This is a genomic window from Desulfobacter vibrioformis DSM 8776 (assembly GCF_000745975.1).
Lineage (GTDB): Bacteria > Desulfobacterota > Desulfobacteria > Desulfobacterales > Desulfobacteraceae > Desulfobacter > Desulfobacter vibrioformis.
In genome coordinates this window covers 19,296-40,037 of the sequence record NZ_JQKJ01000012.1, presented here as the reverse complement: position 1 = coordinate 40,037, position 20,742 = coordinate 19,296, and the positions used below count along the sequence as shown (strand labels likewise).

18 protein-coding genes are annotated in these 20,742 nt (G+C 51.5%); 1 reads left to right on the top strand and 17 read right to left on the bottom strand.

Translation table 11 applies throughout. From position 1 onward, the window contains the following. Positions 1 to 2: 2 nt before the first annotated feature. The 5 genes from hisG to Q366_RS09065 form a co-directional block, all read right to left on the bottom strand. Positions 3 to 878 (bottom strand): ATP phosphoribosyltransferase, encoded by an 876-nt coding sequence (hisG, locus tag Q366_RS09085; protein ID WP_035238273.1) that lies wholly within the window; start codon positions 876 to 878, stop codon positions 3 to 5. Beyond that, positions 878 to 1,252 carry a phosphoribosyl-AMP cyclohydrolase gene (gene hisI, locus Q366_RS09080; protein WP_035238437.1) on the bottom strand — a complete coding sequence of 125 codons (375 nt, stop codon included), beginning with the start codon at positions 1,250 to 1,252 and terminating at the stop codon, positions 878 to 880. The genes hisG and hisI overlap by 1 nt, the downstream gene beginning before the upstream one ends. Before the next feature lie 169 nt (positions 1,253 to 1,421). Further along, complete coding sequence (locus tag Q366_RS09075; RefSeq protein ID WP_084691763.1) at positions 1,422 to 2,468, bottom strand: ATP-binding cassette domain-containing protein; 1,047 nt, start codon at positions 2,466 to 2,468, stop codon at positions 1,422 to 1,424. Positions 2,469 to 2,499: 31 nt separating this feature from the next. Further along, entirely contained in the window at positions 2,500 to 3,219 is a 720-nt protein-coding gene (locus Q366_RS09070) for a GTP-binding protein (protein WP_156968151.1), read from the bottom strand. Between the two features lie 6 nt (positions 3,220 to 3,225). After that, positions 3,226 to 4,434 carry an ABC transporter substrate-binding protein gene (locus Q366_RS09065; protein ID WP_035238272.1) on the bottom strand — a complete coding sequence of 403 codons (1,209 nt, stop codon included), beginning with the start codon at positions 4,432 to 4,434 and terminating at the stop codon, positions 3,226 to 3,228. Positions 4,435 to 4,634: 200 nt separating this feature from the next. Here Q366_RS09065 and Q366_RS09060 point away from each other — a divergent pair, with 200 nt between their 5' ends. Beyond that, complete coding sequence (locus Q366_RS09060; protein ID WP_035238270.1) at positions 4,635 to 7,040, top strand: penicillin-binding protein 1A; 2,406 nt, start codon at positions 4,635 to 4,637, stop codon at positions 7,038 to 7,040. Between the two features lie 126 nt (positions 7,041 to 7,166). Here the strand turns inward: Q366_RS09060 and Q366_RS09055 are convergent, their stop codons facing one another. The 12 genes from Q366_RS09055 to Q366_RS09005 all read right to left on the bottom strand — a co-directional run bounded on the left by Q366_RS09055 (position 7,167) and on the right by Q366_RS09005 (position 20,613). Continuing rightward, a complete protein-coding gene (locus Q366_RS09055) occupies positions 7,167 to 9,158 on the bottom strand; it encodes a methyl-accepting chemotaxis protein (RefSeq protein ID WP_035238434.1) in 1,992 nt (663 codons plus the stop codon). Between the two features lie 120 nt (positions 9,159 to 9,278). Next, positions 9,279 to 10,355 carry an elongator complex protein 3 gene (locus Q366_RS09050; protein WP_035238263.1) on the bottom strand — a complete coding sequence of 359 codons (1,077 nt, stop codon included), beginning with the start codon at positions 10,353 to 10,355 and terminating at the stop codon, positions 9,279 to 9,281. 7 nt (positions 10,356 to 10,362) lie between these two features. Then, entirely contained in the window at positions 10,363 to 11,922 is a 1,560-nt protein-coding gene (gene rnc / locus Q366_RS09045; RefSeq protein ID WP_035238259.1) for a ribonuclease III, read from the bottom strand. A gap of 29 nt (positions 11,923 to 11,951) precedes the next feature. Then, complete coding sequence (gene dksA / locus Q366_RS09040) at positions 11,952 to 12,314, bottom strand: RNA polymerase-binding protein DksA (RefSeq protein ID WP_035238257.1); 363 nt, start codon at positions 12,312 to 12,314, stop codon at positions 11,952 to 11,954. Between the two features lie 118 nt (positions 12,315 to 12,432). Continuing rightward, positions 12,433 to 13,446 (bottom strand): hydrogenase expression/formation protein HypE, encoded by a 1,014-nt coding sequence (gene hypE / locus Q366_RS09035; RefSeq protein WP_035238433.1) that lies wholly within the window; start codon positions 13,444 to 13,446, stop codon positions 12,433 to 12,435. A gap of 88 nt (positions 13,447 to 13,534) precedes the next feature. Continuing rightward, on the bottom strand, positions 13,535 to 14,617 hold the full coding sequence (hypD, locus tag Q366_RS09030; protein WP_342668585.1) for a hydrogenase formation protein HypD: 1,083 nt from the start codon (positions 14,615 to 14,617) through the stop codon (positions 13,535 to 13,537). Between the two features lie 17 nt (positions 14,618 to 14,634). Further along, entirely contained in the window at positions 14,635 to 16,977 is a 2,343-nt protein-coding gene (hypF, locus tag Q366_RS09025; protein WP_035238255.1) for a carbamoyltransferase HypF, read from the bottom strand. 12 nt (positions 16,978 to 16,989) lie between these two features. Next, positions 16,990 to 17,220 carry a HypC/HybG/HupF family hydrogenase formation chaperone gene (locus Q366_RS09020; protein WP_035238254.1) on the bottom strand — a complete coding sequence of 77 codons (231 nt, stop codon included), beginning with the start codon at positions 17,218 to 17,220 and terminating at the stop codon, positions 16,990 to 16,992. 113 nt (positions 17,221 to 17,333) lie between these two features. Next, the gene (locus Q366_RS09015) at positions 17,334 to 18,452 is read right to left on the bottom strand and encodes a sodium ion-translocating decarboxylase subunit beta (protein WP_035238253.1); all 1,119 of its coding nucleotides are present in this window, start codon (positions 18,450 to 18,452) and stop codon (positions 17,334 to 17,336) included. Then, positions 18,449 to 18,607 (bottom strand): hypothetical protein, encoded by a 159-nt coding sequence (locus tag Q366_RS21540; protein ID WP_169742949.1) that lies wholly within the window; start codon positions 18,605 to 18,607, stop codon positions 18,449 to 18,451. Before Q366_RS21540 ends, Q366_RS09015 begins: the two co-directional genes overlap by 4 nt. Positions 18,608 to 18,610: 3 nt before the next feature. Then, positions 18,611 to 20,368, bottom strand: a complete 1,758-nt coding sequence (locus tag Q366_RS09010; RefSeq protein ID WP_035238252.1) for an acyl-CoA carboxylase subunit beta — start codon at positions 20,366 to 20,368, stop codon at positions 18,611 to 18,613. A gap of 29 nt (positions 20,369 to 20,397) precedes the next feature. After that, positions 20,398 to 20,613, bottom strand: coding sequence for a biotin/lipoyl-containing protein (locus Q366_RS09005; RefSeq protein ID WP_035238251.1), 216 nt, complete (start codon positions 20,611 to 20,613; stop codon positions 20,398 to 20,400). Between the last annotated feature and the right edge of the window lie 129 nt (positions 20,614 to 20,742).

Here is a 20,742-nt window from a genome sequence, read left to right as displayed (position 1 = left end):
TTTTAGATCACCTTGTTTAATGCATATTCAATTATGCCTTCAGCACCCGTCTTCAACAGTTGGGGAACCAAATCTCTCACAACAGAATTTTCAACCACGGTCTCCACGGAAAACCAGTCGGACTGGTAAAGGGAGGCCACGGTGGGGGCGTTCAGACATGGAAGAATCTCAACCACAGCAGGCAACTTGGATTCAGGCACATTCATTTTAAGCATCACAAGCTTTTCCGCCACAAGGGCAGCCTGGAGCAGCATGGCAATCTGCTCAATTTTTTCCCGCTTCACCGGATCCTGCCAGGCTGTTTTATTGGCAATGAGCTGGGTATTGGTTTTCATGATCTCATGGATGACCTTTAAATTATGCGCCCGGATCGTGCTTTCGGTCTCCGTGATCTCCACAATGGCATCAGCCAGGCCGGACACAATCTTGGCTTCTGTGGCCCCCCAGGAGAACTTCACATTCACATGAATGTTACGGGACTGAAAAAACCGTTTCGTAAATTGCACAAGTTCAGTGGAAATGGTTTTGCCTTCCAGGTCCTCCAGGGTGTTCATGTCGGAATCACCGGCCACGGCCACCACCCACCGGGCCGGACGGGCAGAAACCTTTGAATAGACAAGATCAGCCACCACATGGACATCAGACTCATGTTCGGCCACCCAGTCAAGACCGGTCAGGCCTGCATCAATAACACCGGATTCCACATTGATGGACATTTCCTGGGCCCGGCACAGGGCGCATTCAATGCTGTCGTCATCAATATCCGGGAAGTAACTTCTGCCTTCCACATTTATTTTCCATCCCGAACGTCTGAACAGGTTGACGGTTGCATTCTGCAGGCTTCCTTTGGGAATGCCCAGCTTTAACTTCTTATCCATTATTTGTATACCTTTTCCGGATCAAAGACCCGCTGTTCAACTATTTCAAATTCACCGTTTTCAACAACTTTGTGAAAACAGCTCTTATACCCTTTGTGACAGGCGGCACCGCCTGCCTGGGTTACCTTGAGGAGCACGGTGTCATTGTCGCAGTCCACCCGGATCTCCCTGACTTCTTGAACGTGTCCAGAGGTTTCCCCCTTTTTCCATAATTTTTTTCTGGACCGGCTGTAATATACGGCATTGCCGCAGGCAAGTGTCTCTTCAAAGGCCTCTTTGTTCATATAGGCCAGCATCAGCACCTCACCTGTATCCGCATCCTGGGCAATGGCGGGGATCAGCCCGCCGGTTTTATCAAAATCAAGTTCCGGCATGACTCTTTTATCTTCCTTATAGTTTTGATCATTCCATAAACTGAAGGCGGCAAAACAAAAGCCGCTTGAAGCCGGTTCATTAAGGGCCTCAACCATTCGGAAACACCTTAATATTTTATCCGGCTGACCATATCAAAACCTAAATACTTAATGGTTTGGGCACAAAATGTCAATTAGAGTTGAAAAAATTCTGGTCAAAAACAAGGTGTTTCCCCTTTCGAACCCTTTCCCGCAAAAGGCCCAGTTTTTTGTCCAGACCCGCCAGGCAGGCAGCACTTTTTTTCTCCGCCTCCAAGGTTTTGACCACATCGGCAATACCGCCGTTTTTTATCACAATACGCCGGTCGCAGGACAGGGCAAGCAACGGATCATGGGTGGCAATCAGAACTATTTTTTCCTTGTTGAGCAGCAGGGAAACCGCTTTGACACGGTCGATGCCCGCATTTTCAATCTCATCAATCAACACCACCGGGGACGCACTCAGATAAGCCACATCAGCGATCATCAAGGCCCGGGACTGCCCCCCGGAAAGGGAGGTAATGGCCGTATCCAAGGAAAAGGGTTCGCCGGCAAGCATGACAGCGGACTGGTAGATCTGCTCGATTTTTCCGGGAATATTGTCAATCAGGCGGCTTTCGGCATGCATGTGTAAAAACGCCTCCACGGTCAGGTCCATGACAAAATTCATATTCTGGGAGAGCTGGGCCACCAGCCTGAATTCGCCGGAAAAACGGGACCGGGCATCCGGCGTTTTGCCGTCCGGCAGCACGTTCCGCCCCGAGGGGGTATCCCCCTGGGCCAGACACTCAATATCCGAGAGAAGCTGACTTTTTCCCGAACCGGTGGGGCCCACCACACTGACCACCTCACCGGGGAAAAGGGTGATGCCCATGGCTTCCGGGCAACCGTCCTTATCGAATCCAGCCCCAATGACCAGGTGATCCATACGGCCATGGATCTTGTACCGGCACTGCTCCATTTTTGCAATAAATTCCAGAACCTGGGCAGACAAAGCGTGATGGTCCAGGTTGAATTGAGACAAATGGTCCGGGGACAGGCTTTCAATAAGCATGGACAGGGTCTTTTGCCCTGGAAAAGGATCAATCCCAAGGGCGCTGAAAAAATCCGTCAGATACGGATATTTTTCCAGCAGCGTATCAATCCCGAGAGTCAAAAGGCCCGGGTCCACGCCAGCTTTTTCGATCACTTTCCCCATCACGTAAAATCCGTATCACGTAAAATCCCCATCACGTAAAATCCATAGTTTTGACATTGCCGATCTGGCTGTCAGGGCCGATCCTGGTCTCACCCAGACAATAGGAACACAAGGCTGCCGGCATGGTAAAACGAAGGCGCATGCCGTTTAATGAATCAATGGCAGGCGCTGTTTTAAAATGACCGGCAGACAGCAAGGAGCCCTGACCCGTCAACCCGTTGACCGGCAGTACCGAGGCCCGTGCATTGGCCTGGCGGACCCGGAAGGTAAAGACTTCCCGTTCGGCCTGGGACACAATATCCCCCTTGGTCAGTACCACAAGATCGGCATTTTTCAACATGGGGCCGATTTTCCTGGGTGTATGCACACCGCTTAAATGATCAATGACACATACGGCAAAAACCCCTTTAATATGGGGAGAACACCGGTTGCAAAGCCCTGCACTTTCACTGATCAGCAGATCAAAACCCTGGCTGATACCCCATTGCACACAGGCCTCAATATTGGCGATAAAAAAATGATCCGGACACAGCCCCCCGGCCAGCCCTTTTTTCACAGGCAGGCCCGCACGTTCATATCTTTTATGATCGTCTCCGGTAAGGCAGTCAAACTTGATGATACCGATGCGAAGTCCTTGTTCCAAAAGCACTGCTGCCGTATGCAGGATCAAAGAGGTTTTTCCGCTGGACGGTGGCCCTGCCACTGTCACCAGCCTGATAGAAGAAATTGGATTTTCCAATACCTGGTTCATGGAAAATCACGGTGCCAGGGGCATGAAAATTTTATCAATCTCAACATTTAAAGCCGTCAGATCGTTCTGCCTTAAAAAATCCCAGCCCAGCCATTTCAGCGGTTTTTCCTGGACATCTGCGGCCACCGCTGCATGGGGCACGGGAAACCCCGCACCTGCAAGGATCTGTGCAAGCTGACGGCCCACAAGATAATCAAGAACCGGCTTGAGTTCCTCTTTTTTTTCAGGTTTGACCTGGAGAATGACCGGGCTTGCAAGGGCCCCGTCATCCGGCCATATCACCTTAATCCGATCCTGGTGCAGGATGCGGTCCGCAAAAAAAGCCGGCATGACATAAAGTGCGCCCGGGCCGTTATTGTCAATCCGGTTGACCATCTGTGCCGGATGAAGTCCTTCAAGCACATTGCCCGCCAAGGCCTTTAACCCCGGGTTGCCAAATGCCTTAAACGTGGGCAGCAGAACTGCATGGCAATAAAACCCGTCGCCTCCCCTGATGATCAGACTTTTTTCCCAAACAGGCCCAAGGAGATCTTCCCAGGTGTGCGGCAGTTCTCTATTTTCCAGCTTATCAAGGTTGGCAACCACCACTAAAGGATTTACACACAGAATGGTATATTCGTTTTTGGGATCTGAAATTTGGGCGTCCGAAAAATTGGGGCCGGCAGCCTGTGTGCCATATCCTGTGAAATGTCCCGGGACCACAAAATGGGTATAAAACCGATGGCCTAAAAACACATTAAAATCAGCAGACACAATAATATCGGGCAGTTCATCCCTGGATTCAATGGTGTCAACATAGGAATAATATGACAGTTCCTGGTTTACATTTCCTTCAACCGCCGATTGAATGCAAAGCCCTTCTTTGGCTTGAAGTTCGTTTAAAAATTGAGTAAATGCCCGGCTAAACGGCATTTTCAAGCCACAGGGCATAAGCCCCAGAAAGCTCAAGTCTTTCTGGGCTTCCATCGAGGCCAGCCCGGGGATGTCAATGGCAGGGTTCCGGGCGATGGCGCCCTCAAGCATCTCAATGAATGCCTCAATGTTAATAAACCGGCTTTTCAAGGCTGTACCCAGGGTTAAAAAAGGGGCCAGCACCCGCATGGCATCGTCACTGACCAGGGCGCCCAGGCCATTTGCCGCAAAAACCGACCGGGTCTGGGGAAAACGCTGGATGATTTCATATATTTTCAAGTTGGCATGAATATGGGTTGACATTATTTTCTGCGGCTCCTTTACTATTGTTCTAAATTTTAGGGATACTTCCCGCAAACCTGTAAACTATATTGTCATATCAGTTTCAAGTAAACACAAACTTGCAATAAAGCGTATGGGGCAAGTTACCTGCTATTGCCATCTTAAGTCTAATCTGGTAAACACAGATATTTTATCAAAATAAAATATTATTTCGTAACCTTATGACAAAACAACAAAGTCGCACCCAGATTCTGAAGAAGCGAAGCAAGAAAAAAGAAAAAAGCATATGGTTTTCTTTTTTCATATGGGTATTCATCCTGTTCATCTTTGCCGTTATTGCCGGATGTGCCGCCCTTACCGCCGGATTTTTCTATCTGAGCCAGGACCTTCCCCAGATTAATACGCTTAATGATTACCGCCCGGCCATTGTGACCAATGTATTCTCAGATGACGGCAGAAAAATCGGCGAGTTTTACAAGGAGCGCAGAATCGTCATTCCCTTGTCCGATATGCCTGCCAATCTGACCAACGCGTTTGTGGCGGCCGAGGATTCCCGGTTCCGGGAACATCCCGGCATTGATATAAAATCCATTATCAGGGCGTTCATAAAAAATTTTATGGCCGGCACCATTGTCCAGGGCGGTTCCACCATCACCCAGCAGGTGACCAAATCTTTTCTTCTTACCCCGGAAAAAACTTATGAGCGCAAGCTTAAAGAGGTGATTCTCGCCTATAAAATTGAAAAAAAGCTTTCCAAAGATGACATACTCTTCCTTTATTTGAACCAGATTTATCTGGGACACGGGGCTTACGGTGTTGAGGCGGCTTCTGAAAACTATTTCGGAAAGCATGTCAAGGACCTGACCCTGGCTGAATGTGCCATGCTGGCAGGCCTGCCCCAGGCACCCAGCCGGTACAGCCCCTTTCACCATCCGGAACTGGCCAGGCAGCGCCAGGTGTATACCCTGAACCGCATGAAGGAAGAGGGCATGATCTCCAACTTGGAGGCCACCGGAGCCATGGGTGCCAAACTGGATATCAAACCCCGGAAAAACTGGTTCATCGAACGGGTTCCCTGCTATACCGAGCATGTCAGGCGGTATGTTGAAAAGAAATACGGTAAAGACATGCTTTATACCCAGGGGTTGAGCATCCATACTGCAGTGAACATTGAACTGCAGAAAATCGCCCGGGACGCGGTCAATAAAGGCCTGTCAGACCTGGATCAGCGCTGCGGATACCGGGGCCCTGTAAAAAATATACCCGCGCTTCTGGTGGCGGATTTCAGCCGCACCATTGCCGGAGAACTGAACGGCAGCCGCCCGGTCAAGGGAGAGATCTACAAGGGGGTTGTCCTGAAGGTAGACGACGACAACAAGATCACCCAGGTAAGGGTTGGCGATGTCACAGGCATCATCCGGTTTGCCACCATGACATGGGCCAGAAAACCAAACCCCAAAATGTCCTATCAATCTGCCAGGATCGCAAGACCATCCCAGGCCTTAAAAACCGGGGATGTCATTTATGTGAAAGTCCTTGAGGAGATGACAGGGGAAAAGGAATATGAATTTGCCCTGTACCAGGAACCTGTTGTCCAGGCAGCACTTCTGAGCATTGAAGCAGAAACCGGCCATGTCAAAACCATGATCGGCGGAAGGGATTTCACAAACTCCCAGTTCAACCGGGCAATTCAATCAAGACGCCAGCCCGGCTCCGCGTTCAAGCCCATCCTGTACGCAGCAGCCCTTGACAAGGGCTATACACCGGCCACGATTATCATTGATTCTCCTGTGGTATTTGAGGACAAGGTGCATGACAGGGTGTGGAAACCCCATAACTATGCACAAAAATTCTACGGTCCCACATTGCTTCGCCAGGCCCTGACCCAATCCAGAAACATTGTCACCATCAAGATCCTCCAGGAGATCGGCATAGATTATGTCATCAATTATGCAAGAAAACTTGGGATCACCACCCCCTTCCCCCGGAACCTGTCCATCGCCTTAGGATCTTCAGGGGTTTCCCTGTTCGAACTGACCAAGGCGTATTCAGTATTTTCCAACCTGGGCTACCTGATTGAGCCGGTATTTATCACCGAAATTTATGACCGGGACAACAAGCTTCTGGAATCTTCCAAACTGATCCGTAAAAAGGTCATTGATATGAGCACGGCCTATCTGATGACAAGTATGCTTGAAAGCGTGGTACAGGCCGGCACCGGCCAGAGGGTTAAGGCCCTGAACCGGCCTGCAGCAGGTAAAACAGGCACCACAAACGATCTTCACGATGCCTGGTTCATGGGCTTTACCCCCAGGTACACCACAGGGGTATGGGTGGGACTTGACCAGGAAGCCCCCATCGGCAGGGGAGAAACAGGCTCCCGGGCCGCAAGCCCCATCTGGCTGGATTACATGCAGCATGCCCTGGAAGGTAAGTCCGTGCGGGAGTTCACAGTGCCCGAAGATATCATCCGTGTTAAAATAGACGCCGAAACCGGCCTTCTGCCCATTGCCCAAAGCAAACAAACCATTTTTGAGTGTTTCAAGGAAGGTACTGAGCCGACCCAGCACACCCCGAGGCCGGATGAGGTGTTAAGCACAGAAGAGTTGTTCAAGGAAGGGTTCTAGCTTTTGTCCCCGGTAAAATTGCCGGGATTGGCAATGCCATGCATTTTTTATTGCCAAGGGTTGGGTGGATAATGGCGTGCCCGGGAATCCCCCCAACCATTTCATGGGCCTTTTACGATGGGCCCCTTACGCTTTTTCCAGGGTAAACCGGGAAATCAACTGTTTAAGATTCCCGGCAAGCCTGGACAATTCTCCTGCGCTTTCATTGACCTGGAGGCAGCCGGCCTTGATCTCGTCAGACGCCTGGCTGACCTGATGAATATCCTGGCTGACCTCAGCTGTCACAGCAGAGGCCTGGTTGATATTTTCATTCACCTCCTGGACCCCGAGACCGGCCTGACTCACATTATTGGAAATTTCCTGGGTGGTGGCGGTCTGTTCTTCAATGGCAGCAGCCACAGAGGTGACAATGGTGTTAATCTCATTGATCACTTCAACAATTTCGTTAATGGCTGTCACGGATTCACCGGTACTCTTCTGCACGTCTTCGATCCGGTGGCCGATTTCTTCAGTGGCCCCGGCTGTCTGATGGGCAAGGACTTTAATTTCCGCGGCAACTACGGCAAAGCCTTTTCCGGCCTCGCCGGCCCTGGCAGCTTCAATGGTGGCGTTGAGCGCCAGAAGGTTGGTCTGTTCAGAGATATCTGCGATGGTTTCGGTTACCCTGCTGATCTGGGAAGCGGCTGTTCCCAGTTGGTTGACTTTTGCTGAAACCTCTTCCGCCTTTTTCACGGCATTAATGGTTGTCTGGCTGCCTTTGGATGTATTGGCTGCGATTTCCGAAATGGTGGAAGACATTTCTTCGGTAGCGGCTACAATGGTTTGGATATTGGCGGCGGTTTGTTCGGTTGCCGCAGCCACACCGTTCATATTCACAGTCATCTCTTCCGAAGCGGCAGCCACACTGTTCGCCTTTTCCGAAGTGTTCTCTGAATTGGATGCCATTTGTTCTGAAATGGCAGAAAGTTGAGTGGAGGATGACGTCAAGGTGTGAACGCCGTCAGTGACTTCTTTGAGCATATTCGTCAGATTCTGGGCCATTTTTTTCATGCTGGCGTATACGCCGGTCAGCTTTTCAGCATCACCCATAAATTGGATGCTCAAATCCCCTGCCGCAATGCTGTCAGCAATACCGGCAATCTCCACAGGCTCCCCTCCCAGCTGAACCATAACGCCTTTTATAAACCAGAGAACCCCGGCCAATACAGCGATAAAGGCAATCACGCCCACGATACATATCAGGTTCCTGATATTTCTGGGCGTTTCCATAAACTCGTCCTGGTCCTGGGTAACGCAGACACGCCACCCCGTGGATTTGACCAAAGCGAACCCGGCGATTTTGTCCACGCCTTTGAAGTTATAGTCATGCACACCGCTTTCGCGGGCCAGTATGTGCCTGGCTGCCTCCTCCATTCCACTGGTTTGGGTCATATCGGTTTTGAAAATAAGTTCGGACTTGGGATGGGCAATAAAAAGGCCTTTGTTGTCAATTACAAAAGGATATCCGGTTTTACCCAGTCTAGCCTGGGTAATATGGTTGCTTAACTGGTCCAGTTTGATTCCGGACACAAAGGTACCGATAAATGTCCCGTCTGACTTTTTTAAGGGAGCGGCAATGGTAATAATTGGAAGGCCAGAACATGATGATAAAATAGGTTCGCTTATGCTGATGTTTCCTTTTTTAGCATCGTTAAAATATTGCCGGTCCGCCAAACAACGCTTCTTGGCCTTTCCTTCATAGCTGTCGGCGATGATATTGCCATCCTTATCTGAAACCCTGAGGCTTTCATATTTGGTTCCGATCTCGGCAAAAATGGCAGCCAGAAAATTTTCCAAGGCATTCAGTTCCTGTTCCGCATCATCCGTTCCTGAATCAAACACCTTTAAGGCGGTCTGCATGACCACAGGGGTTTGGGCCATGGACAAGGCAAAGCATCTTTCCTGGTCAATAAACTCTTCGGACAGCACAGCCAAATCTTTGGCGACCTGAATAGATTGGGACCTGTAAATTTCAGTGATGGCATTAGAGGATTTGCTTACCGAAAAATATCCTGAAATGAGCAGAGGGAGCATGGAGGCCAGAATGCCTCCGGTGAGGAGTTTGGATTTGAAAGTCATTCTCATGATTCCCTTTCCTTTATAAAATTAATCAATTTGGTTCCATATCCCCACAATGTAACTTATGGGGTATAGCGTTTCAATCGTGTTTCCGGTGGATCATTTGCGCTGGATTGATTATCAAAAACGTCCCAAAATGTGAGCATGAACCTGATCCGGATCCAGGGTTTCAACCCTTTCAATGGAGAAAAAAAGCCCCGGGTATCTTTGGGCCAGCCGGTCAAGATTGGCTTTCCGGTCACCCTGGAGCCGGGACAAAGACCTGGGGTTGACCTGGAGCACGACACTCTTTTTTCCACCGGGATTTCCAATTTTTTCCCGGCCTGTCTGTCCTGTTAGAACGACATCAATCTGTTCACAGGCCTGATCAAACATAAGTGCGGATAAAACCAGATGGCCAAACGCCGGGTGCCATGGGCCCGCAATCATCTGGCCGGCATCCTCCATCATCTGTGTGGCCTGAAGCCCTATGCGTGCCACCGCCACCCCTGCACGCCTGAAAATAGTGACCATTTTTTTTGTCTGATCAACTGCCTGGTCAAGACTTAACGGCACATATTGTCCGGACCGGTACCATTGGGCAAGCCTGGAGCCATCCAGCACCAGGAGGGGGTAGATCCTGGCAAGATCCGGTCCAAGTTCCGCCAGCGCTTCAGCTGTACGCACCGCCCCGGTATCGTCATCCCCGGGAAGTCCAACCATCACCTGGACTCCGCTTTTAAAGCCATTTTCCCTGAGCAGGGCCAGGGCTTTCCGGGTATCCCCACTTGTGTGCCCTCTTTCGGCCAGGGCAAGAACACGATCATCCATGGACTGGGCACCCAGTTCTACGGTTTCAAGGCCAAAGGGCCGGGCAAGATCCAGAACTTGCGGGGTAACGGTGTCCGGACGCGTTGAGCACCGGATACGATGGATCTGTCCTTGCCTGATCCATGGCTGCACCGCTTTGAGCAGTGCAAGTATCCTGGATGTTTCCAGTCCCAGAAAATTACCGCCGAAAAAGGCCAGTTCCACCTGGCCACGATTTTTTTTAAACTGAAGATAGCGATGAATAACAGAAGACAGACGATCCGCCTCATTGTCCAAAGATTGCTCTTTTACAGTCTGTCCTGCAATCAGGCGCTGGTTACAGAAAATGCATAAATGGGGACATCCCTGGTGGGGAATAAAAAAAGGAATCACCAGGGGCCCGGACATCGGAGGTCTATTCAGAATCCTGGTTTAAAATAGCCAGCGCTTTTCTGGCAGCATCCTGTTCAGCAGCTTTTTTGGTTTTCCCGGTACCCATGGTGGAAATCGTATCCAGGTTCAGACAAATTTCAAATGTTTTGTCATGGTCAGGGCCCTTCTCTTTTGCCAGGGTGTAATCCGGGGTTGTGCCAAAATGCTCCTGGGTGAATTCCTGGAGGCCGCTTTTATAATCAATGAAATCCAATGATGCCAGAACCTGCTGTACAGGCGCTTCAAAAAGACGGTTCACCATGGTTTGAACCCTGTCAAATCCGGCATCCAGGTACACTGCGGCCACCACAGCCTCAAAGGTATCTGACAGGATCGAATTTTTGTCACTTCCGCCGGAAAGAGATTCCCCCTTGCCCAGCTTAATAAACCGGCCCAGATCAATCCTGCGGGCAATGTACGCCAGTCCTGTTTCGCTGACCAGGGTTGACCGCAGCCGGGAAAGTTCACCCTCTTTTTTCAAAGGATCACTTTCCATGAGCAGATGCCCCACACACAGCCCGAGTACCGCATCGCCCAGGAATTCAAGGCGCTCATTATCCGTATCACAGGTATTCTGATTTTCATTCATGTAGGAGCGATGGCACAGGGCATTGGATAAAAATGAACGGGACCGAAACCGGTAATCAAGATTTTGTTCAAGAATATCCAGACGGGGAATGGCCTGGATTTCCAGCAACCGGTCGTTCAATGTTTTGAATACGGACATGGGCACATTCAAATCTCCCCTGGCCCGGCCAAGATCCACGCCTTTATTAAAGCTGCCGTGGAAATCAGACCCCCCCGTCGCCACCAGTCCTTTACTGTGTACAATTTCAGACAGATAGTGTCGCAGGGCTGAATCATGTCCTGGATAATGGACCTCGATACCTGCAAGCCCGTCCTGAACCAGCATATTTACAAAGGTATCCAGGTCATGGGGATGTTGAAAATCAATAATGCCCGGATGGGCCAGAACCGGCAGGCCCCCGGCATCAAGAATCATTCGGATGGCGTCGGTGCAGGACAGTTTAAATTTATCAACATAGGCGGGTTTATTTTTACCCAGGTAAAGATCAAAGGCCTTGCGGAAATCAGACACATAGCCTTTTTCCACGAGCAGTTCGGCAATGTGCGGCCGCCCTGTCTGGCGGGCACCGAAGCGCTTTTCCACCTCGTCCAGGGTAATGTCAAATCCCAGTTCATTGAGTTTTTGAATAATTCTTGGATTCCGGTTGGCCCGGGCATCTGCCGCCCGGGCCAGTGCATCATTCAATCCACAGTCATAAACGGAAAATCCATATCCCAGCATATGAATGCTGCCCAGGGATTTGAACTCAGGCGGCGGCGAACACGAAATCTCAACACCAGTGATAAATTCAAGCGGATACGAATGAACAAGATCTTTTATTTCCAGAATTCCGGCAATGGTGTCGTGGTCAGTCAGCGCAACAGCCTCAATGCCAAGATTTCTGGCCAAATCAAGGATCTGCCTGGGCGTCAGGGATCCGTCCGACGCCGTGGAATGTGTATGAAGATCGATCAAAACCTGATGTAAAGCCTGGGACGGGAAATTTAAATTCCCAAAGCCTTCTCCATGTTTTCTTCACGGGTTTTGCAAGTGATGCACTGGGTCGTCACAGGCCGGGCTTTGAGCCGTTCGACGGAAATATCTTCCTCGCAGAGTTCACACCGGCCAAAGGTTCCGTTTTCAATCCGCTCCAAGGCCTTTTTAACTTTTTTAATCAATTTGTGCTCCCGGTCCCGGATACGCAGTTCAAAACTTCTGTCCGCCTCATGGGAGGCCCGGTCCGTGGGATCAGCAAAATTTTCCTTGGGCTGGGTCATGCCTGTAACGGTTGTGTCGGCATGGGAAAGCAACTCATTGAGCCGTTCAGTCAACAATGCTTTAAAATAATCCAGATCTTCTTGTTTCATAGGGGTTGTCCTTCTCTATAAATAGATTTTGCGCGACACCTAAAAAGTTCGCAATTATATTCAGATATACCGTTATTGTAAAGTTTTTTTATCCATATCCTAATATTTATCAAATAAATCAGCAGATCCGGGGCAGCTGATCTCCAGTGTGCATATCCACAACCCGGGTGCCGCCGATAAGGGTCTCCAGCACCACCCGGCCCGGCTCCTGGTCTGTAACTTCTCCGACAATTACAGCGTCTTTGCCGAACTCATCCCGGCGGATTATATCCAGCACATTGCCGGCATCTGCGCCAGGCACCATGGCGATGAGCTTGCCCTCATTGGCCAGGTACAGGGGATCAAATCCCACAATCTCGCAAATAGCCCGGACCGGGCCGCGCACCGGCAGCCGGTCCTCGAAAAGCCGGATGCCCACCTTTGACTGGACGGCAATTTCGTTCAGTGTTGTACCCATCCCGCCCCGGGTGGGGTCCCGCAGCACATGGACCGGGGATCCTGATTCCAGCACCCTTTTGACCATGTGGTTTAAGGGTGCGGAATCGCTTTTTACGTCGGAATCGAATTTCAACCCTTCGCGTTCGCTTAATATGGCGACCCCGTGATCGGCAATGGTGCCTGAAACAATCACTTTATCCCCGGGCCGTGCCCTGTCACCCGATACATTGACGCCGGCCGGAACTAGCCCGATCCCGGAGGTGTTAATGAATATTTTGTCAACCTTTCCCCGGGGCACCACCTTGGTATCACCGGTGACGATCCTGACCCCCGCCTTTTGGGCGGCCCGGGCCATGGATTGAAGAATGCGCCTGAGATCATGTATTTTCATGCCCTCTTCAATGATCAGCCCCACAGATATATACAAGGGGATAGCCCCGCACATGGCTACATCATTGACGGTGCCGTTCACGGCAAGCTTGCCGATATCCCCGCCAGGAAAAAAAATGGGGTCCACGGTATAGGAATCCGTTGAAAAAGCCATTCTGCCCCCGGGCACCTCAAAAACAGCCCCGTCATCCTGTTTCGCCAATAGTCCGTTGTCGAACAAAGGCAGAATCAATTCCGAAAACATGGCATGGGAAAGTTTGCCCCCGGCACCGTGGTCCAGAAGAATCGTATCATTATTGTTCATGGTATTTTCCTTAATCGCCTGTACCGGTGCCTGCAGGCCAGTGTCAGTCCTGGCAGCCAACGGGTCCAGGATCAATTGTCCTTGTATCTTACCGGCTGTATTTATAAAAGGCAGCACAGGCCCCTTCGCTGGAAACCATGCAGGGTCCCACCGGATGCATGGGGGTACAGGATTTTTTATACAGCCGGCACTGGTCAGGCCGCTTCAGCCCCATTAAAATCCGGCCGCAGTCGCACCCGGCCGGCTCCCGGGTATCCGGAACCGGCATATCAAATTTTTTGGCAGCGTCAAATTTATGAAAGGATTCCCTCAGCACCATGCCTGAATCCTGAATTTTACCAATCCCCCGCCAGATGGTGTCGGCCTTTTCAAACACCTGATCCATGATTGCCCGGGCTTTGGGGTTTCCGGTATCCGCCACAGCTCTGGCGTAGGCATTGACCAGCCCGGGTGCTTTGGATTCTTTCTGCGCCACGAGCATGAGTATGGCCTTAAGGATATCCACAGGCTCAAACCCTGTAACCACAGAAGGTATCCGGTATTTTTCAAAAAACGGGACAAAGGCGTCAAGCCCTGTGATGACCGATACGTGCCCGGGCAGAATAAATCCGTCTATGTCCACGCCGCCGGTCTCCATGAGTGTGGCCAATGCCGGCGGGGTCAGCTTGTTGGCGCTATAAATGCTGAAATTGTTTACCCCCTGGGCTTTGGCAGTAAGGACGGCCCCGGCAATGGTCGGAATGGTGGTCTCAAAGCCCACTGCGCAAAACACCACTTGCCTGTCCGGGTTTTCCTTTGCCACGGCCAGGGCATCAAAAACAGAGTAAACCATACGGATATCCGCACCTTTGGCCTTTTCCCCAGCCAGGCTGGACCCGGAGCCCGGCACCTTCATCAGATCACCAAATGTGGTCAGGATCACATCAGACCTGCGTGCCAGCATCACACAGGTGTCAATGTCCTTTTGGGCGGTCACGCACACAGGACAGCCGGGTCCTGACAAAAGCGTAAGGGTGTCGGGCAGCACAGACCGGATGCCGTAACGGAAAATGGCCATGGTATGGGTGCCGCACACTTCCATCAACCGCAACGGGCAGGTGATTTTTTCACGGATCCTGGCCACCAGGGCCTTTGAAATTTCAGGATCTTTAAATTCCTGGGTATATGTCATACGCATGGATGGCCTTATTACTTTGTGTTGTGTTGACGGGCTGAGGCTGCCATGGCCTGGCCCAGGGCAATGCCGCCATCCCCGCAGGGAACCCTGCTGTGGGTATATACCTTAAAGCCCTTTGCTTCAAGCATACCCGTTATCCGGGAAAAAACCGTATCATTGTTGAACACCCCGCCGGACAGAACGACCCGGTCAAGGCCGGTTTCCTGGCCCACCCTTGCAACGGCATCCACCATCATACCGGACAGGGTTAGATGAAACCGGGCCGCAATCCGGCCCCGGGGCACACTGCGTTTAATATCCGCCACCATCTGCCGCACCCAGGGACCGGCATCCATAATCCAGCAGCCGTCAGCCCCGGTTTTCATGCCAAAGGGGTAAGCTATGCTTACCGTTTCTTCAAGATCAGCAGCCGCTTCCAGGGCAATGGCGGCCTGGCTGTCATGGGAAATTTCATGGCAGATCATTAAAAGGGCGGATACTGCATCAAACAGGCGGCCTGTGCTGGATGTCAAAGGGCTGTTCACCTGCCGGTCCATCATCTGAATTAAAAATGCAAGTTTGCGCTTATCCAGGGACCGGACAAAGGGAATATCCAGATCTGCCATCCCGGGCCCATACACTTTATATAACAGGGAAACCGCCATGCGCCAGGGCGCTGTCACCGCCGCATCTCCCCCGGGCATGGGCAGGTAATTGAGCCGGGCCCGGCGCTCAAACCCATCATAGGTACAGGCCAGGACTTCGCCGCCCCAGATATGGCCGTCCGTACCCAGGCCGGTACCGTCCAGGGTCAGGGCAAGCACTTTTCCGTCCAGATGATTTTCCGCCATACAGGAAAGGGCATGGGCATGGTGGTGCTGGACCCCTGTCAGGGGGAGACCCTGACGCCTGAGCAGCTTGGCGAATTGTGTAGAAAAATATCCCGGATGCAGGTCATGGGCCACACACACAGGCTGGATATCCAGAATTTTCTGCATATGTTCAATGGTGGCGTTATAAAAATTATGGGCCTGCATTGATTCCAGATCGCCAATGTGCGGACTTAAAAAGGCGTACCGGTCCCGGGTCAGACATATGGTGGATTTCATACCGGCCCCGCAGCCAAGGATATTGGCAGGTCCGCCACATGCAGGCGGGGTTATCTCCACGGGCAGGGGTGCATATCCCCTGGATCTGCGCAGAAACCGCACGTTTCCCTGCTGGATCCTGGCAATGGTGTCATCCGCCCTGAAATAGATATCCCGGTTGTGGAGCAGAAAATAATCGGCAATATGGGAAAAGGCATCCAGGGCATCGGCATTGTCAATGGACAAGGGGTCACCGGCCCGGTTTCCCGAGGTCATGACCAGAATATCGGGTCCTTTGTCCAGAAGCAGGTAGTGCAGCGGTGTATAGGGCAGCATGATACCCAGACAAAGATTGTCCGGGGCCAGATTCGGGGCCAGCCCCGTGCCCGCGGATCGGGGGAATGCTTTTTTTCTCAACAATACAATGGGCCGGTGATAGGACCCAAGCAGCGCTTTTTCATCCCCATCCATGCAAACATGGTTAAACAGGGACGAATCCCGGGCCGCCATCAGGGCAAAGGGTTTATGGGGCCGTTTTTTTCTTTGGCGCAGCAGATCAACAGCCGTTGCATTAGCTGCATCCACGGCCAGGTGAAACCCGCCCAGCCCTTTGATTGCAACGATTTTTCCCTGGCTGAGAAACCGGGCCGCAAGAACCACGGCCTGGGCCGGATCATTCCCGTCCACCTGTTTCCCCTTCTTGTCGAGCAAAAACACATGGGGCCCGCAGACAGGACAGGCATTGGGCTGGGCGTGGAAGCGCCGGTTTAAGGGATCTTCATATTCCTTGCGGCAGTCCGGGCACAGGGTAAAGGACTTCATGGCGGTTTTTGGCCGGTCATAGGGAATATCCCGGATAATGGTGTATCTTGGCCCGCAATTGGTGCAATTGATAAACGGGTATTCAAACCGGCGGTCTGCTGAATCCTGCATCTCTTTGAGGCAATCCGGGCAGACACCCACATCCGGGGCTATCAGGGCAGACCTGTTCCGGGCATCCCGGCTTTTAACAATCGTGAAATCAGCTATATCCAAAGGGGGTATATCCGTTGATACCATGCGTGAAATCTGTGACAGCCGCGGTTTTTTTTCAGGGATATCCAAAAGAAAAGCGTCCAGGTCCTTTGGCGCACCCTGGATAAAAAGCGCCACACCCGAGGCGGTATTGGACACATGGCCGCAAAGATGATGGGCCCGGGCCAAACCCAATAAAAAGGGGCGGAATCCAACACCCTGGACCACCCCTGAAATTTCAATTTTTTTTGCCGACAGACCGGAAGAACGCATTTTAAAAAAAAATCAGTCCGGGCCAGCGCCCAGATCGAGTATCCTGCGCATGTCTGCAATGGTTTGCAGTGCCGCTTCTTCATCCATTTTTGAAATGGCAAATCCGGCATGGACAATAACATAATCCCCAATACCAACATCCTCAAGCAGCATCAGACTGGCCTCCCGGACCACCCCGTCCACCGCCACCTTTGCCACGGCATTGTTGATTTCAATAATTTTTGAAGGTACAGCCAAACACATATGTTTTAACGTTCTATCCTCTTGTTTTAATTTTCAAAATTATTTTATATGAGATATGAAAAAGAAGTTAAAGAATTTTGTGCCTTCCGTTCCATATTGAATGTCCGGGAGAATCACCCCCCTAAAAGGGTCAGAAAAATACCCGCCGCAATCACGGTGCCGATAACACCTGCCACATTAGGCCCCATGGCATACATGAGCAGATAATTTTTCTTATCCGCTTCCATGCCCACCTTATGAACCACCCTGGCAGCCATGGGTACGGCCGAGACACCGGCTGCACCCAGCAGGGGATTTATTTTATTTTTGGAAAAAAGGTTCATGAGCTTGGCAAGGAGTACCCCTGTCATGGTGGAGATCACAAAGGCAAAAAGCCCCAGGCAAAAGACAAATATCACCTGGGGCCTTAAAAAATTTTCCGCATTCATGGTGGCGCCCACGGAGATCCCAAGAAAGATGGTGACGATATTCATCAGTTCGTTCTGGGCTGTATCGTGCAGACGCCCCACCACACCGGACTCCCTGAACAGATTGCCCAGCATGAACATGGCGATCAACGGCGCGGATGCCGGAACCAGCAGGATGATGACAAAGGTGGAGACAATGGGGAACAGCATTTTTTCAAGCTTTCCCACCTTTCTGCCCTTGGCCATGCGGATTCGTCTTTCGTCTGCGGTGGTCAAAAGTTTCATCACCGGGGGCTGGATAATGGGCACAAGGGCCATGTAGGAATAGGCTGCCACGGCGCAGACACCTAAAAGAGACGGGGCCAGTTTGGATGCCAGGAATATGGTGGTGGGCCCGTCTGCGCCGCCGATGATACCGATGGTTGCCGCCTCTTTCAGATCAAATCCAAAGGCCTGGGCCGCAAAAAAGGTGATGTACACCCCGGCCTGGGCCCCGGCACCAAGGAAAATCAGCCTGGGGTTGGCAATGAGCGGCCCAAAATCCGTGAGCGCCCCAAGGCCCAGGAATATCACCGGCGGAATAATCTCCCAGTGAATGCCATACTCGTAAAATTTCCAGATCAGCCCTTCATGGGGGATCATAAGTCCTGCCAGGGGCAGGTTGGCCAGAATGATCCCGAATCCAATGGGAAGCAGCAGCAACGGTTCATAGGATTTTGCAATGGCAAGGTAAATCAGGGTCAGTCCGATGATCCACATGACCACAATGCCCGGGGTGACATAAAACAAGCCCGTGGTCTGAAACAGGGAATACAAAGTACTCATTTGTCCTCCCCTTGCCCGGCAACTTCCCTGGCTTTCCTTTTTGATTCCACCGCGGTAACCGCCGTTTGGGTAATCTTAATGGAAAAGTAAAGAAAAGTCATGCCTGTGAATACACCCAAAAGGCCGATGAGAAATACCCTGACCGCATCACCCATGCGTTATTCCTTTTCCTTTGCTGCAGCGTAATCCCGTATAATTCTGGGCAGAATCATCTGGTGCTGGGGGCAGATGGATTTGGGATTCTGGTAGGCAGCGCCTGCAAAGGACTGCATATAGTGCCGCAGATCGGCAAGCCTTACCACCTCATCCACCATGCCCTGTTTTGCGCAGTAAAGCGGGGTTGATGTGTCCTTGTATTTTTGGGCAAGGGCATTCATCTTCTCCACCACAGGTTCAAGATCCCGACCTGCTTCCTTTTCCTTGACAAGCCGCCTTGCATAGGTGGCAACCGCAGCTGTCTCACCGTGCATAACACAGATTTCGGTGGCACAGGTGCCCAGGGTAAAGGCATTGTTCCGGTTGGCCTGGGGGCCGCCCATGACATAGTGGGCGGCTGCGGTTCCTTTGCGCAGGATGGCAAGCATCATGGGAAGACCTGACTGCTGGATGGAGTAGATCAGGGATTGGCCCAGGCCCAAAAGTTCGGCTTTTTCAGCAACATCTCCCACGTCAATGCCCGAAGTATCCTGGAACCAGATCACAGGAATTCTATCCCTGCCGCAAAGGGTTACAAACTCGTTCATCTTGAGAAGCCCCTGGCGGTAAAGCTTGGCGCCCATGCCGGGATAATCGGCATATTCAGGGTAGCCCTTGCCAAGATACCCCTGGCGGTTTCCGATGCAGGCCACAAGAAATCCGTCCACCTTGCAAAGCCCTGTATAGATTTCAGGGCCGTAGCCGGGGCGGTATTCCATGTGCTCGGAGCCGTCCACAAGCCTTGCCAGGATGTCGTCAAAATCATATACGGTCTTGGATGCCATGGGCAGAAGGCGCATGACATCTTCGGCGTCGAACGCCGGGGCCTTGGGCCTGGTCACCCTGAAAAATTCAGGATCATAGGCCGGCAGCTTTTTCATATATTCTCTAACGCCGTCCAGAACCTGCTTTTCCTCCTTGTACACAAAGCGGAAAAAACCGGTGTGGTCATAATGGGTGGCAACGGATCCGGGCGGCTTTGCCTGATGTGCTTTGGCTTTTTGGACCAGGTCTTCGGCCATGTCCACGGTAAACCCGCCCCGGGGGGCCATGCCGCTGACAATGCCGGCACCGCCCACGGCCATATTGCTTTTTTCATGGGCAAAAAGAACCGTGGGGCTGATGGACTGGTAGCCGCCGCCGGCAGGGTTGGTGCCGTAAATGGCCGCCAGTACGGGGATGCCTTCCTGCTCAAGTTCCGCATGCCTGAAAAACGGGGTGCCGGACCCTCTTCTGTTTGCATAGAATTTTTCCTGCTCCGTGAGCTTGGCCCCGCTGCAGTTCACCAGCCAGACCAGCGGGATATTGAGCCTTTTTGCAAGGTCTGTGGCCCTCAAGATGTTCTCGGACTGGCCGGGCAGCCAGGCACCGGCCATGACCTTGTTGTCAAAACCGATCACAACCGCCCATTTGCCCGCAATTTTTCCAAGGCCGTCAATGACGTTGGTGGTACCCTCAACGTTGTCCGCAGGATTAAAAAGCGTATGAAGCGGGGTCCAGGTACCCGGGTCCACGATATATTCCAGCCGCTGCCATACGGTCATCTGGCCGCGCTGGTTGACCTTTTCTTCGGAAAGGCCTGCGTTTTTAACTTCATCCACGGCGGCTGAGATCTGTTTTTCAGCCTCAATTACCTGCTCATAGTTATTCTGGGTGCGTTTTATGGTCCCTTTTTTGAGCGCTTTGCCAAACGGCGCCATGTTTTCAAAATAGGATTTCATTTGTCCTTCCTTTGACGACCGATCGACGCCTATTCAATTACGGCCAGCAGATCATCTTCTTCCACAGCATCCCCTTCCTTTACGGCAATCTTTGATACGATGCCGGAACAGGGTGCAAATATGGGGGTTTCCATTTTCATGGCTTCAATAACCAGAATTTCATCGTCCTCTTCCACTGCTGCACCCGGCTCAACACTTAAGCTGACAATTTTTCCTGACAGGGGGGCTAATACGTCTTCAGACATGTGGGGCTCCTTTTTTTATTTGTTACATTTATGCTGGCGGAGAGGGTGGGATTCGAACCCGCAGGGTAATATTGAACAAAACATATTAACATGCTTAAATAAAACAATATGTTATACAAACCATCTTTG

Coding starts and splice junctions, on each gene's coding strand:
- hisG (WP_035238273.1), bottom strand. CDS start 878: ATGGATAAGAAGTTAAAGCTGGGCATTCCCAAAGGAAGCCTGCAGAAT.
- hisI (WP_035238437.1), bottom strand. CDS start 1,252: ATGCCGGAACTTGATTTTGATAAAACCGGCGGGCTGATCCCCGCCATT.
- Q366_RS09075 (WP_084691763.1), bottom strand. CDS start 2,468: ATGGGGAAAGTGATCGAAAAAGCTGGCGTGGACCCGGGCCTTTTGACT.
- Q366_RS09070 (WP_156968151.1), bottom strand. CDS start 3,219: ATGAACCAGGTATTGGAAAATCCAATTTCTTCTATCAGGCTGGTGACA.
- Q366_RS09065 (WP_035238272.1), bottom strand. CDS start 4,434: ATGTCAACCCATATTCATGCCAACTTGAAAATATATGAAATCATCCAG.
- Q366_RS09060 (WP_035238270.1), top strand. CDS start 4,635: ATGACAAAACAACAAAGTCGCACCCAGATTCTGAAGAAGCGAAGCAAG.
- Q366_RS09055 (WP_035238434.1), bottom strand. CDS start 9,158: ATGACTTTCAAATCCAAACTCCTCACCGGAGGCATTCTGGCCTCCATG.
- Q366_RS09050 (WP_035238263.1), bottom strand. CDS start 10,355: ATGTCCGGGCCCCTGGTGATTCCTTTTTTTATTCCCCACCAGGGATGT.
- dksA (WP_035238257.1), bottom strand. CDS start 12,314: ATGAAACAAGAAGATCTGGATTATTTTAAAGCATTGTTGACTGAACGG.
- hypE (WP_035238433.1), bottom strand. CDS start 13,446: ATGAACAATAATGATACGATTCTTCTGGACCACGGTGCCGGGGGCAAA.
- hypD (WP_342668585.1), bottom strand. CDS start 14,617: ATGACATATACCCAGGAATTTAAAGATCCTGAAATTTCAAAGGCCCTG.
- hypF (WP_035238255.1), bottom strand. CDS start 16,977: ATGCGTTCTTCCGGTCTGTCGGCAAAAAAAATTGAAATTTCAGGGGTG.
- Q366_RS09020 (WP_035238254.1), bottom strand. CDS start 17,220: ATGTGTTTGGCTGTACCTTCAAAAATTATTGAAATCAACAATGCCGTG.
- Q366_RS09015 (WP_035238253.1), bottom strand. CDS start 18,452: ATGAGTACTTTGTATTCCCTGTTTCAGACCACGGGCTTGTTTTATGTC.
- Q366_RS21540 (WP_169742949.1), bottom strand. CDS start 18,607: ATGGGTGATGCGGTCAGGGTATTTCTCATCGGCCTTTTGGGTGTATTC.
- Q366_RS09010 (WP_035238252.1), bottom strand. CDS start 20,368: ATGAAATCCTATTTTGAAAACATGGCGCCGTTTGGCAAAGCGCTCAAA.
- Q366_RS09005 (WP_035238251.1), bottom strand. CDS start 20,613: ATGTCTGAAGACGTATTAGCCCCCCTGTCAGGAAAAATTGTCAGCTTA.